The 14,028-nt window shown below is 50.8% G+C and carries 13 protein-coding genes; 7 read left to right on the forward strand and 6 right to left on the reverse strand.

The window, feature by feature from the left end; all coding sequences use genetic code 11:
- Positions 1–274: 274 nt before the first annotated feature.
- A complete protein-coding gene (locus tag OGY10_RS21825; RefSeq protein WP_191226703.1) occupies positions 275–721 on the forward strand; it encodes a hypothetical protein in 447 nt (148 codons plus the stop codon).
- A 95-nt stretch (positions 722–816) separates the two neighbouring features.
- On the opposite strand, the gene gntU is transcribed toward OGY10_RS21825, so the two are convergent.
- From gntU to OGY10_RS21850, 5 genes are all read right to left on the reverse strand, one after another.
- Complete coding sequence (gntU, locus tag OGY10_RS21830; protein WP_060682883.1) at positions 817–2,157, reverse strand: gluconate transporter; 1,341 nt, start codon at positions 2,155–2,157, stop codon at positions 817–819.
- The gene (gene gntK, locus OGY10_RS21835) at positions 2,157–2,687 is read right to left on the reverse strand and encodes a gluconokinase (RefSeq protein WP_003023475.1); all 531 of its coding nucleotides are present in this window, start codon (positions 2,685–2,687) and stop codon (positions 2,157–2,159) included. Before gntK ends, gntU begins: the two co-directional genes overlap by 1 nt.
- Positions 2,688–2,828: 141 nt before the next feature.
- Positions 2,829–3,824, reverse strand: coding sequence for a gluconate operon transcriptional repressor GntR (gene gntR / locus OGY10_RS21840; RefSeq protein WP_008786351.1), 996 nt, complete (start codon positions 3,822–3,824; stop codon positions 2,829–2,831).
- Positions 3,825–4,046: 222 nt separating this feature from the next.
- Positions 4,047–4,742, reverse strand: coding sequence for a quercetin 2,3-dioxygenase (gene yhhW / locus OGY10_RS21845; protein ID WP_003023472.1), 696 nt, complete (start codon positions 4,740–4,742; stop codon positions 4,047–4,049).
- A 123-nt stretch (positions 4,743–4,865) separates the two neighbouring features.
- Complete coding sequence (locus tag OGY10_RS21850) at positions 4,866–5,903, reverse strand: oxidoreductase (RefSeq protein ID WP_191226702.1); 1,038 nt, start codon at positions 5,901–5,903, stop codon at positions 4,866–4,868.
- Positions 5,904–6,373: 470 nt separating this feature from the next.
- Here OGY10_RS21850 and yhhY point away from each other — a divergent pair, with 470 nt between their 5' ends.
- From yhhY to OGY10_RS21880, 6 genes are all read left to right on the forward strand, one after another.
- Positions 6,374–6,862, forward strand: coding sequence for an N-acetyltransferase (yhhY, locus tag OGY10_RS21855; protein WP_008786353.1), 489 nt, complete (start codon positions 6,374–6,376; stop codon positions 6,860–6,862).
- A 46-nt stretch (positions 6,863–6,908) separates the two neighbouring features.
- On the forward strand, positions 6,909–7,793 hold the full coding sequence (locus tag OGY10_RS21860) for a hypothetical protein (RefSeq protein ID WP_048236954.1): 885 nt from the start codon (positions 6,909–6,911) through the stop codon (positions 7,791–7,793).
- 325 nt (positions 7,794–8,118) lie between these two features.
- Complete coding sequence (locus OGY10_RS21865) at positions 8,119–9,333, forward strand: PfkB family carbohydrate kinase (protein ID WP_079934300.1); 1,215 nt, start codon at positions 8,119–8,121, stop codon at positions 9,331–9,333.
- A gap of 15 nt (positions 9,334–9,348) precedes the next feature.
- Complete coding sequence (locus tag OGY10_RS21870; RefSeq protein WP_191226701.1) at positions 9,349–10,110, forward strand: glutamine amidotransferase; 762 nt, start codon at positions 9,349–9,351, stop codon at positions 10,108–10,110.
- A 53-nt stretch (positions 10,111–10,163) separates the two neighbouring features.
- On the forward strand, positions 10,164–11,135 hold the full coding sequence (locus tag OGY10_RS21875; protein WP_111464607.1) for a DMT family transporter: 972 nt from the start codon (positions 10,164–10,166) through the stop codon (positions 11,133–11,135).
- Complete coding sequence (locus OGY10_RS21880; RefSeq protein ID WP_003827595.1) at positions 11,132–12,166, forward strand: phosphotriesterase family protein; 1,035 nt, start codon at positions 11,132–11,134, stop codon at positions 12,164–12,166. Before OGY10_RS21875 ends, OGY10_RS21880 begins: the two co-directional genes overlap by 4 nt.
- A gap of 44 nt (positions 12,167–12,210) precedes the next feature.
- Here OGY10_RS21880 and ggt read toward each other — a convergent pair whose 3' ends face one another.
- Positions 12,211–13,956: a gamma-glutamyltransferase gene (gene ggt / locus OGY10_RS21885; protein WP_191226700.1), complete on the reverse strand. Its 1,746-nt coding sequence runs from the start codon at positions 13,954–13,956 to the stop codon at positions 12,211–12,213.
- Between the last annotated feature and the right edge of the window lie 72 nt (positions 13,957–14,028).

A 14,028-nucleotide genomic window follows, 5' to 3' on the forward strand; every position in this document is an offset into this window, starting at 1 on the left:
CCGGAATGCCCTCTTGTCAGCATCACGGATAAGCATTATCTTCTCGCTGCACCTGCAAAATCAGGTGCCAGAATTAGCCTTCTGAACTCCTTCATCGGTGACGCAAGTATTTTTGTGTCGCACGCTTAGGTACACTCCAATGGTGGACCGGGCGGGGGCGTCGCAAGACGCGCCGGTATCCGATGAGGCCGGTAAGGCTAACCCTGTTCGGTTCCACCACCAGTGAGATTAGCCTCTCCAGTGGTGGATGAAATCACTCATTGGAGGCTGCCCTATGGCGACTACCCCTCTCTTTTCACACTCTTTATTTACCCTGCCCTTTAGCCATGCAACGGATTTCACCGAGCTGGCAGATAACTGTGAGCGTTTTGTCGAAGGGCTTGTTGAATGTCATGACCCTGTTGAAAAACTGGCGATTTGTGCGCGCCTGTCGGCCTGTCTGGCACTACTACAACCAACCTTAACGGAACCTGTACCGCAGCATCTACAGGCCAGCCTGACGGTAGAAACCTTACCGACCCGCTCTCCCCTCTTTGAACCCGAACCAGATCAGATGGGGCGTTACTGCCAGCTTTTGACGCATTTACTGATGAGCAAAACGCTGTCTGACGAGATGGAACGCGTGGCGGGCGATTTACTGCAGGATTTGGTAGGTTATTTCGCCAATACGTTAAAAGCGCCGCGTTGGTTGAAAACCGAGGTTGGTGTGATGGTGCTGTAAAAAAGCCGGGTGGCGGCTTCGCCTTACCCGGCCTACGGTGTCGATATGTGGTCTTTTGTAGGCCCGGTAAGCGCAAGCGCCACCGGGCAATGCCATCAGCTCAACAACTGGAAAGCAATCATACCGACAATCGCGCCGACCGTACCGAGGATGGTTTCCATCATCGTCCAGGTCTTCAGCGTTTGCGCTTCAGTCGCACCGGTAAATTTACCGAACAACCAGAAACCAGCGTCGTTAACGTGGCTGACCACGATAGAGCCGCCCGCGATACAGATAGACAGCGCCGCCATCTGGGCACCGGAGTAGTTCAGTTGCTCAATCACCGGCATCACCAGACCGACCGCCGTTAAGCAGGCCACTGTCGCGGACCCCTGAATGATACGCACCGCCGCCGCCAGCACGAAGCAGGTGATAGCGATCGGCAAGCCCATACCGGTTAACGCTTCGCCCAGTGCAGGGCCAACGCCGGAATCTACCAGTACCTGTTTGAACACGCCGCCCGCACCAATCACCAGCAGAATAATCCCCGCTGGCTGCAGCGCATGGCCGCAGATTTCCATCACGCGGTCTTTTGGCATGCCCTGGCGCACCGCCAGACCATAAATCGCCACCAGACAGGCAACCAGAATCGCGGTAAACGGATGACCGATAAACTCGAACCATTCGTAGGTTGAAGAACCGACCGGAACAAAGCGTGCGGCGATGGTTTTCAGACCAACCAGCACCAGCGGCAGCAGGATAAGCGATAAGCTGAAGCCAAAGGAGGGCATTTTGCCTTCGCCCAGATGCGGCTCGGAAATGTCTTCCGGTACGTGCAGCTCAACGTAACGGCTGATGAAGTTACCCCACAGCGGCCCGGCGATAATCATGCCCGGGATCGCGGCGCACAGGCCAATCAGGATCATCCAGCCAAAGTCGGCGTGCATCTGAGAGGCCAGCAGCATCGGCGCAGGCCCCGGCAGCAGGAACGCTGCGGCAGCCGCCACGCCCGCAAACAGCGGAATGACCAACTTAACCAGGTTAGTACCGGTATGGCGCGCCATTGAGAACGCTACGCTAATCAGCAGCACAATCGCCACCTCAAAGAACAGCGGCAGCGCGCAAATCAGACCGGCCAGGCCAATCGCGTAATGTGCGCGGCTATGACCGAAGGATTTCAGCATTTTGACGGCAATCTGATCGACCGCGCCGGTCTCATGCAAAATCTTGCCGAACATCGCCCCCAGCGCCACCACAATCGCCAGGAAACCGAGCGTGCCTCCCATCCCTTTTTCCATGGTCGCCGCGATTTTATCGAGCGGCATACCGGAAAAGAGACCTGCACCAATGGATACCACCATCAAAGCAACGAAGGCGTGCATACGCGCCTTCATCACTAAAAACAGCAGTAATAAAACGGACCCTACTGCTGTTAAAACAAGCGTTAATGTGCTCACTACTTACTGCCTTGGTTAATAACCTCAATGGTGCTGGCGACCACACCGTCCAGTGGTTGATCGATATCGACCACCAGTACATCGTTTTCATTCGCACCCGGTTCTTCCAGCGCTTCAAACTGGGTAACCAGCATCTGCGTTTTGAAGAAGTGGCCTTTACGCGCCTTCAGACGGCTTTCGATAACGTCAAAATCCCCTTTCAGATAAATGAAAGAGAGGTTCGGGTTACCGTCGCGCAACTGGTCGCGGTAGACTTTTTTCAAGGCAGAACAGACGATCAGCGAAACCTTGTTGGTACGCTGCATCGCAAAAGCGGCGTCATTCAGCGCCTGTAGCCACGGTTTACGGTCGTCATCGTTGAGTGGCTCACCGGAAGCCATTTTCATGATGTTGCTGCGCGGATGGAGAAAATCGCCATCAAGAAACGCGGCCTGCAGTTGATGCGCCACTTCGCTGGCGACAGCAGATTTACCGCTGCCCGATACGCCCATCAGAACGTAAACGTGGTGATCATGATTAGTCGTGCTCAAAGCGTTGCCCCCACTGGTACAAGAATCAGGAAATTGTTACGGGTAACTGTTATCGGTAACATTGTCCAGCCGGATAAATAGAGAAGCAATATCCATTCGTGCTCGAAGTGTATAAGTGTGAGCTACTTCAAACTTGTTGGCTTAAATAGATCCGCCCGGTGACAAGGTGAAACCTAAATCTAACATTTTAGGCGTGACTGCTTCACCACGAATGCGCGCCAGCAGACGTTCTGCGCCAATGCTGCCCATCCGTTCACGTGGCGTGAGCACACTCGCCAGACGCGGCTCCATCACCTGCCCGATGTCGTGACCGTGGAATCCGGCAATCGCCATGTCATCCGGGATTTTCAGCCCTAAACGCTGGCATTCGAAAGCCGCCCCTACCGCCAGGTCATCGTTGGTACAGAAAACGCCGTCGAGCTGCGGGTATTCACGCCGCGCCTGACGGATGAGTTCAATACCGGAGGAGTAGGAAGAAGACTGTTCCACCATCACGCTGTACGGCACCAGGTTGGCATCGCGCATTGCCTGCTCGTAGCCTCTCTGTTTGATGATAGTACGTTCATCAAGACGAGCGCCAAGATAGGCTACATGACGGTGCCCGCGGGCGATAATAGCGGCAGTCATCTGACGCGCGGCTTCGAAGTTGTCGAAACCGACGGCGATATCCAGACACGGAGACTGACTGTCCATCAGCTCAACCACCGGGATACCGGCAACTTCAATCATTTTCAGCGTACGGGGCGTATGGCTACGTTCGGTGAGGATCAGGCCATCGATATTCCACGACAGCATCGATTCCAGGCGCTCTTGTTCCATCTCAGGCTTATAGCCGTAGTGCGCGAGCATCGTTTGATAACCATGGGCGTCGGTGACAGCCTCAATGCCGCGTAGCACTTCAGCAAAAACCTGGTTAGTGAGAGACGGTAACAGCACGCCGATAGCGCGGCTGGTAGCGTTAGAAAGGATATCAGGAGCGCGATTGGGAATATAACCCAGCTCATCAAGTGCAGCGGCAATTTTGCCCCGCAGCGCCACGGAGACCTGCTCCGGGTTACGCAAAAAGCGACTGACCGTCATTTTGGTCACGCCCACGCGGTCGGCTACATCCTGAAGTACGGGTCTTTTCTTTTTCATCGTCCTGAAGCGTTAAAAAGGGATAGATTCTCCCAGTTTACCACGGACGTGCGTGAACCTTTGCAGAGAAAAAAAGGAGTTTTTATTGTGATAAATACACAAAATCATTCGAGTTGCATCAAGGCGGCGACGCAGTGAATCCCCGGGAGCGTACATTAAGTACGCGACCGGGGTGAGCGAGGAAAGCCAACACAGATGCGGCTTGAAGGATGACGTGTATTTTTATACTGGCGGCAGGTCAAACAGCAACACTTCACTGTCGCTGTCGGCATGAATAGAAATTGCCTGTTCATCCCAGATTGCCAGACCGTCGCTGGTGGTCGCTTTGGTGCCGTTAATCGTCACGTTGCCTTTTACCACCTGGATCCAAACGCGGCGTTCCGCGGCAATCTGATGCACCGACTGCTCATCTTTGACCAGCGCCCAACGGTACAGCTCCATATCCTGGTACACTTTCAGTGAACCATCACGGGCATCCGGCGACAGCACCAGTTGTTTACCCTGAGCGGCATCGAAACGACGCTGTTCATAGCGCGGTGTAATACCGTTCTCCTGCGGCATGATCCAGATCTGATACAGATGCAGCTTCTCAGTATTGCTCGGGTTGTACTCCGAGTGACGGATCCCCGTCCCGGCGCTCATAATCTGAAACTCACCGGCCGGAACCTGCTCTTTGTTGCCCATGCTGTCCTGATGCTCCACCGCGCCTTCCAGCACGTAGGTCAGGATTTCCATGTCTTTATGGGGGTGAGTACCAAATCCCTGACCTGCATCGATCACGTCATCGTTAATCACGCGCAGTGCCGAGAAGCCCATAAAGTTCGGGTCATAGTAGTTGGCAAAAGAGAAGGTATGCCATGAATCAAGCCAGCCATGATTAGCGTGGCCACGGTCGTTAGCTTTGCGTAAGTAGATCATTGTGTTCACCCCCAGATGTTTTCGATGGAGTAAGTGTGGACTCAATCCGTCTGGGATCATAGAGGGTGAAAATTGACTCCTCTGTTCAAAAAATATGAACAAGCCCAGAGGAGTCTGTGCAGGCTATTTGGCGAGGGTTATCGTGGCAGGCGTTGCCTGTTCAAAGGCGCGTTCGAGGATCTCCAGGTTGGTAAGAACTTCAGATTCCTTGACGTAATTAGGCGTACCGGTGGTCAGCGTCTGGTACAGCGCGTCATACACGCGACCGTAATCCCCCACTTCCGGCTTTACCTCTTCTTTTACCGTGATGCCGTCATCGTTGACGTACTCTAGCATCCCAATGGAATCATCAGCAGCGAAATCTGGCTCACCCGGCATGATATTGGCCTTCAGGCTGGTTTCCTGCTGGTCGATGCCGTACTTCACAAACGAGCCTTTGGTGCCATGGACGATAAACTTCGGATAGTCGATTTTCACCAGATGACTGGTTTTAACAATGGCTTTCAGGTCGCCGTAAAACAGCTGCGCTTCAAAGGTATCGTCCGGGTTCGCTTTGTTGCGCAGGCTGCGGATGTCATAGGCCACATGATCGGGACGTCCGAACAGCGAGATAATCTGATCCATGGTGTGTACGCCCAGACCATAAAACGCGCCGTCCTGCGGCAGTCCCGGCTTGGTTTCTGCTTCAGGACGGTAGTAATCGAAATGGCTTTCAACCTCAACAATCTTGCCGAGCTTGCCGCTCTCAATGGCTTTTTTCGCGGTGAGGAAGCAGGAGTCAAAACGGCGATTCTGATACGGCGTAACGGTCAGTCCTTTGCTTCGCGCCAGTTCGAACAGCTCTTTTGCTTGCGCAAGCGTCGGCGTGAAGGGTTTCTCAACCAGCACATTTTTACCCGCTTCCAGCGCGCGTTTAGCATATTCAAAATGGCTGTCAGCATGGGTACAGACGATCACCAGTTTCACCTGCGGATCGTTTAAGATCTCGTCGAGGTCGCTGGTGAAGTGAATATGCGAATACTGCGGCGCCTGCTCTTCCGGCCTGGCGTTGCGGCGGAAAATGTGCGCAACGTGCCAGCTATTTTTGCGATTGAGGACGTACGGCAAATGGTAGCGAGTGGTGCTTTTACCAAAACCAATAAATGCGCAGTGTAAGGTCATGAGACGATCCTTTTGAAAGTGATTGTCTACACCATAGCGCAAAGCGGCTGGAGACTGAATCCATCCTGTCATCGTGCCGGATGCGGCGTTGCCTTATCCGGCCTACCGCATTATACAGCCAAAAGATCGGGCGTAAGTGGCGTAGGCAGATTATTCACGGCCTGCGCGCAGCAACCGGAGCGTACACAGAGTACGTGAGGATTGCGAGCACAGCCCGGGATTAAGCTGGCAAGCAAACTAGCCCGAAACCCAGCCCAAAAAAAAGCCAGCAAAAGCTGGCTAAAGTAATACTGGAAGCAATGTGAGCAATGTCGTGCTTTCAGGTTCTCCGTAGGGGTTCCCCTGAACGCAGAGCAATAATAATCATTCTCATTCGCACTTGTCTACTTCTTTTTGCAAAAAAATGCAGTTGACGGATTTTTCTTTCTCAGCGAGTGTAAATGCACAATTAACCCTGCAGGAGATAAGGAATGAGTGAGATAGTGATACGCCACGCTGAACCGAAAGATTACGACGCAATTCGTCAGATCCACGCCCAGCCGGAGGTGTACCACAACACGCTACAGGTTCCTCATCCTTCTCTCGAAATGTGGCAAGCGCGGCTAACCGAGCAAGCCGGTGTCAAACAGCTGGTTGCCTGCATTGATGATATCGTCGTGGGGCATCTCTGTATTGAGGTCGCGCAGCGCCCGCGCCGCAGCCACGTGGCCGATTTTGGTATCTGCGTGGATGGCAGGTGGCACAATCGTGGCGTTGCCAGCGCGCTGATTCGTACGATGATCGACATGTGCGACAACTGGCTGCGCGTCGAGCGCATTGAGCTGACAGTATTTGTTGATAATGAGCCTGCTGTAGCAGTCTATAAGAAGTACGGCTTTGAAATCGAAGGCACCGGTAAGAAATACGGCCTGCGCAACGGTGAGTATGTTGATGCCTACTTTATGGCGCGCGTGAAATAAATTTAAGGGCGAGCCTTATCGCCCTGCTTATTGAAAGGACGCAATAGTGAAAAAGTTTCTTCCCCTGGTTTTGCTGGCCTCGCTCTCCCCTGCTTTTGCCACTACCGTACAAAATCTCGATTCCGTAGCCAGTGCCATCCAACATCCTGAAGGTAAACAGATTTTTGCTGAGCAAATGGCAGGAGCAACCCCTGCGAAAGGATTTGGTGAGCTTCCTCAGGGCTTATCTGAAAAGCAGTGGATTGCCTGGGTTGCACCGAATGAAGATCCTGACAACCTGATCCTGACCGGTGCTAAATCTTGGGGAAAAGACGGTAAATATATTGGCATTGCTTGTTTTGCCGATAATAAGGCTGACGCCGAGCAAGCAAAAAAATACGCGGATAACACCTGCCCGGAAAACTACAGCAACGGGCGCGCTAATAAATTATATCTCGGCGTTTTTTCCTGGCAGAATCCACAGCTAACGCCGATTGCACGCTCGGAAAAACCGTTAAACCAGCTCTCAGAGTGGAATAAAGCCGCTGAAAAAGAGAGCGATGATGAGTCCGTCAGACCGCTGGCTTATTATACAAAGCTGGATCTGGCACCGTACCGGATAGCACCCGATACCCTGGCATTCGGGGTGCGGGGTGGATACTCTGATGCGTATTCCGGCGGCGGCGCATTTTATGAAGTGCTGGAACTCTACACCATCAAAGACAGCAAGATAATCAACGTGTTTTCTGACCTTGTTTATTACTATTCGGACATTGCTGGAGACTGGAATAAAGACGGCACAAGGCAGCACGACATCAGCGAAAGTAAGTACATTCTCAAAATGCGCTCGGCAAAGACGCACGGATTTTATGACTTAGAGCGCGTTAGCCTACAGGATAAAAGCAGCCAAATATTCCGCTGGTCCGAATCACTGCAGCGATATGCGCCATAACCTACCGGTCAGGCCTACATCGTTCAGAACGCTGTAGGCCAATCTATTTTATATCCCACCGAAAAATTCAAGAACGGAAGCGCCATCCAGTCCTGGCATAGAGTTGTTGATTACAGCCTATCGCCTTCCCCCACCGCCATGTTCCGGCTTAAAAACCACCTGAATTATATGGTTATTAAACTATCTATCTTCATCGCTATTTTTCGTAACTTTAATAATATTAATATTACATTTTTGTTTTTTTTTGGTTTCTGCCATCACTTTATGGTGACAATCACAACAATATACTTCCCCTGGGACTAACTTAACCACGGTGAGGTAAAAAATGAAATTTGAACGCCATCATAGAATATTGAAAGAAATCAGTATTTCGGGAGTTGTAAAAGTTTCAAATCTGGCGAAAAGTCTCAAGGTAACAAAGGAAACTATTCGCTCAGATCTCAATGAACTTGCCGGGCAGGGATATCTCACTCGCTGTCATGGTGGTGCATTTATTACCCTTGACTCTCTTGATAACGTTGCAAAAAACGAAATTGCTTATGTGCTGGAAAAATATGAATCAGCGCAGAAAATAAAAAAAGGTCTCTCTGCCATGAAGAATAATGTATGTGTTATTGGCTCGTTCAATGTTGATATTATCAGTTACCTACCGAGGCTACCCTCGACAGGCGAATCATTACTTGCCGATAAATTTATTTTTTCGCCCGGAGGTAAAGGATGCAATCAGGCATTAGCGGCAAGCTATGCCGATTCTGATGTGCATTTTATTACTAAAGTAGGATCAGACCATTTCAGTGATTACGCCATTAATTTTATAAACTCATCAAAGATCCATAACAGCGTTATCTATCAGACTAAAGAAACACAAACAGGTACAGCGACTATTATGGTGAATGGAGATACCGGGGATAACGTCATCGCTATCTATCCAGGTGCTAACATGACAATTTCACCTGATGAAATAACCATACAAAAAGAAGCCATCGTTCATTCAGATATTGTTCTCGTACAACTGGAGACAAATTACGAGGCACTTCAACAAACCATTCGCCTCGCGCAGAAAAATGATATCCCGGTCATTATCAATCCAGCGCCATATAATGAAATGGTTAATACCATCATTGATGATATCGATTATATCACGCCAAATGAAACCGAAGCTGGCCTGCTGGCAAACATGTCCGTCAACGATATTGAATCAGCCAAATGTGCAGCAAAGATTATTCATCAGAAAGGCGTCAAAAATACCATTATCACATTGGGTAGCAAAGGTTCTCTCGCTTATGACGGAACGCAATTCATCTATTCTCCGGCATTTCCGGCTGTTGTAAAAAATACGGCTGGCGCTGGCGATGCCTTCAATGGCGCACTCGCGTCTGGCCTTGCTAAAGGAAAATCACTGGCATCTGCATTGTGCTACGCCAGCGCATTCGCCTCGCTTGCTGTTGAAACACCGAATGCCTCTGACATGCCAGAAAACGAATCCGTTCTTCATCGCATTCAGGGCTCACATTACAAACAAACTATCTCTACTCACTAAATCAAGGAGCAGACTATGAACAATACGCAGAAAAAACTAAAGGTGCTCTTTATTGGAGAATCCTGGCATATTCACATGATTCATTCAAAAGGCTATGACAGTTTTACCTCCAGTAAATATGAAGAAGGTGCTACATGGTTGCTTGAATGCTTAAAGAAAGGTGGTGTAGAAATTGATTATATGCCGGCTCACACCGTGCAAATTGCATTTCCAGAAAGCATTGATGAACTAAACCGTTATGATGTCATTGTCATTAGCGATATCGGCAGCAATACGTTCCTGTTGCAAAACGAGACGTTCTATCAGCTAAAAATAAAGCCAAATGCTCTGAAATCAATTAAAGAGTATGTCAGAAATGGTGGTGGTCTGCTCATGATTGGCGGCTATCTGTCATTTATGGGTATTGAGGCAAAAGCCAATTATAAGAATACCGTTCTTGCTGAGGTTCTGCCAGTTATTATGCTTGATGGCGATGACCGGGTAGAAAAACCAGAGGGTATCTACGCTGAGGCTATCTCCCCTGAACATCCTGTCGTTAACGGATTCTCAGACTACCCGGTATTTCTTGGATATAACCAGGTTGTCGCCAGAGAAGATACCGATGTCGTTTTAACAATAAATAATGACCCATTGTTAGTGTTCGGTGAATACCAACAGGGTAAAACCGCCTGCTTTATGAGTGATTGCTCCCCACACTGGGGAACCCAGCAGTTTATGTCATGGCCATTTTATACCGACCTGTGGGTCAACACGCTTCAATTCATCGCCAGAAAATAAAAAACAATGGAGTAACGAAAGTTACTCCTTTAATAAAATATAAGGATTGATGTATGAACAAGAATAAGTACTCAACCCCCTTACTGATGCTTGCCACCATCTTAGCCGGTATGCTCTCCCCGATGCAGTCTGCCGTTAATGGGCAGTTAGGACACTGGTTACAAGACGGTAATGCTTGCGCAGTAATCTCGTTTGCCAGCGGTCTGGTCGTCATGTTTTTCATTATTGTTGCGCGCAAAGAAACACGCCAGCAATTCGCCTCGATCCCTACACTGATTAAAAAGAGAAAAATCCCGCTATGGAATTGGTTTGCAGGATTATGCGGTGCGATGGTCGTATTTTCTGAAGGCGCATCTGCCAGCGCGTTGGGCGTGGCCACCTTTCAAACTGCATTAATTTCCGCCCTGCTCCTTTCCGGCCTGCTGTGCGACCGTTTTGGTGTCGGTGTCGATGAGAAGAAATATTTTACGCCATGGCGCGTTGCTGGCGCATTGTTCGCGGTTATTGCCACGATTTTTGTCGTGTCGCCACAATGGCATTCAACCTCCTTTATCCTGCTCGCTATCCTTCCATTTTTGGCAGGATTACTCGCTGGCTGGCAGCCTGCTGGAAATGCCAAAGTTGCCGAGGCCACGGGTTCTATGCTGGTTTCCATTACCTGGAACTTCATTGTCGGCTTTTGTGTGCTGGGCGCTGCACTGGCGATACGTGTCGCATTAGGCCATGTCACCGTCCAGTTACCCGATACGTGGTGGATGTATCTCGGTGGCCCGCTGGGTCTGCTGTCCATCGGGCTAATGGCGATTCTGGTCAGAGGCTTAGGTCTGTTGATGCTGGGTGTAGCGTCTACCGCAGGCCAGTTGCTTGGGTCGGTATTGATTGATGAATTGATCCCATCCTTAGGCAATACGGTCTATCTGGTCACCATCATCGGCACGTTGTTCGCGTTAGTGGGCGCAATTGTTACCACCATTCCTGAATACAGAGCATCCAAAATGGCGCAAAAAATGGAGGTGTCAGGATGAAAGGTTTCCTGCAAACCGTGACAGGCCCAGTGGCGCACACTGATATGGGGCTAACGCTCCCGCATGAGCATCTGTTTAACGATCTGTCATCCGTTGTTGATGAACCACATTATGCTTTTTCACAGCAACTGGTAGGAAAAAAAGTCAGTGCTGACCTACAGTGGGGACTGAAACACGACCCATACTGCTGCGCCGATAACATGGACAGAAAAGAGATTGATGATGTCATCTTTGAAATCAATAATTTTATGTCACTAGGAGGCAGGACGATTGTCGACGCGACGGGTTCTGAGTCTATCGGTCGGGACGCTTCATCGTTACGGGAAGTGGCAATAAAAACCGGTTTGAATATCGTTGCTTCATCAGGACCTTATCTGGAGAAGTTTGAAAGCACCAGGATCCATAAACCTGTCGATTCATTAGCCGCACTGATTGATAAGGAACTGAATCAAGGGATTGGCGAGACAGATATTCGCGCCGGTATGATCGGTGAAATTGGCGTGTCACCCGCATTTACCCAAGCGGAGCGTAACAGTCTGCGGGCAGCGTCTCTGGCACAACGTAATAATCCCCATACGGCGATGAATATCCATATGCCAGGGTGGCTGCGACTGGGTGATGAGGTGCTGGATATTGTCCTTGAAGAGATGAACGTCTCTCCGGCAAAAGTTTCGCTGGCACACTCGGACCCGTCAGGAAAAGATGTTGCCTATCAACGTAAAATGCTCGATCGTGGCGTATGGCTTGAATTTGACATGATTGGCCTGGACATCACTTTCCCTAAAGAAGGTATCGCCCCAGGCGTTCAGGAGACCGCAGATGCGGTAGCTCATCTGATTGAACTGGGTTACGCCGATCAGATAGTTTTAAGCCATGATGTTTTTCTCAAACAGATGTGGGCAAAAAATGGAGGGAACGGTTGGGGGTTTGTCCCGAATGTTTTCCTCGCCTATCTGGCTGCCCGTGGAGTAGACAACGATACTCTTCGCAAGCTCTGTATTGATAATCCAGCGCGGTTACTCACGGCATAGCCAACAAAACGCCCGGTGCCTGACACCGGGCTATTAATCAAAAATCAGTACCCCGCCGTTAAGTCATCCACGGAACGCGGGTCAGAAGCACCATACAGTGCGCCATCCGGTCCAACCATAATGCTCTGCGTGCTGCCCATCGCCTCTTTCAGCGCGACTTTCTGTCCTTTTTGCTCCAGCAGCTTGATGGTATCCGGGCTGAAGCCCTTCTCGATGCGCAGTTCATCTGGTAACCACTGATGATGGAAACGCGGCGCGTTGGTCGCTTCGGCGATGTTCATTCCGAAATCAATGCTGTTCACTACCATTTGCAGCACGGTAGTGATGATTCGACTCCCGCCAGGGCTGCCGGTAACCAGCCAGGTTTTCCCGTCTTTTACCACGATAGTCGGCGACATCGATGACAGCGGACGCTTCTTCGGCCCAACCGCGTTAGCATCACCGCCCACCAGTCCATAAACGTTCGGCACGCCTGGCTTAGCGGAGAAATCATCCATTTCGTTATTTAGCAGAATACCGGTGTTACCCGCCACGATGCCGGTCCCGAAGGTGGTATTCAGGGTATACGTTACCGCCACGGCATTGCCGTCTTTATCCACGACCGAGAAGTGCGTAGTCTGGTTGCTTTCATACGGGGCGAGCTTGCCAGGTTTGATCTGGCTGGAGGGCTTAGCCTTGTTGATATCAATCTGATCGGCAAGCGTTTTAGCATAGGCTTTGTTGGTCAGCGCTTGCCACGGCACTTTCACAAAATCCGGGTCGCCCAGATATTCTGAACGGTCGGCGTAAGCATATTTCTCCGCTTCAGCCATGACCTGCATGGCATCGGCGCTGCCAAACCCGTACTTCTTCATATCGAAGTTTTCGAGAATATTGAGGATCTGCACGATGTGAATACCGCCAGAGGACGGCGGCGGCATGGAGAAGACCTGATATCCGCGATAGTCACCGCCGATCGGCGTGCGCTCCACAGCTTTATAGCTGGCTAAATCCTCTTTGGTCATCAGCCCGCCGTTCTTCTGCATTTCCCCGGCTATCTGATCGGCAATCGCCCCTTTATAAAATGCATCCGGGCCATTCTCGGCAATCATTTCCAGGCTTTTCGCCAGGTTCTTTTGCACCAGCTTATCGCCCTTTTTCAGCGGCTCGCCGTCCTTCCAGAAAATGGCTTTGCTGTTCTCGTGATTAGGGAGCACTTCGCTGCCATAGGTTTTCAGATCGTCGGCCAGCGCGTCATTAACCACAAAGCCCTCTTCCGCCAGCTTCATCGCCGGGCGCACTACTTTGTTCAGCGGCATCGTGCCGTATTTCTCCAGCGCCAGCGAGAAACCCGCCACGGTACCCGGCGTACCGGATGCCAGATGCGACGTCAGCGACTTTTTCGCATCGGCGTTGCCCTGCTCATCGAGGAACATGTCACGGGTCGCGCCAGCAGGCGCCATTTCACGAAAATCGATCGCTGTGGTGTTACCGTCTTTGGTACGCAGCAGCATAAAACCACCGCCGCCCAGATTGCCCGCCTGGGGATGCGTCACCGCCAGCGCATAGCCAACGGCCACGGCGGCATCAACAGCATTCCCGCCCTGTTTAAGAATGTCCACACCAACCTGGGTAGCTAAAGCATCCACAGAGGCCACCATTCCGTGCTTAGCGCGTACGGGATGGAACACATCTTCCTCGACTCCGTAAGATACCGGCGGTGGCGCAGCCGGCGCGGCAGCAACGCTAAAACAACTTCCTGAGAGCAGAGCAGCAATGGCTACCCGGCGTAAAAACGTCGGTTTTATCATCGTTATTCTCCAGATGTATGGGGGTCTGCCCCCACTAAGCCTGGTGCATAACTCTGAAATAATCATCGTAAC

Source organism: Citrobacter sp. Cpo148, from assembly GCF_030332375.1.
Classification (GTDB): domain Bacteria; phylum Pseudomonadota; class Gammaproteobacteria; order Enterobacterales; family Enterobacteriaceae; genus Citrobacter; species Citrobacter portucalensis.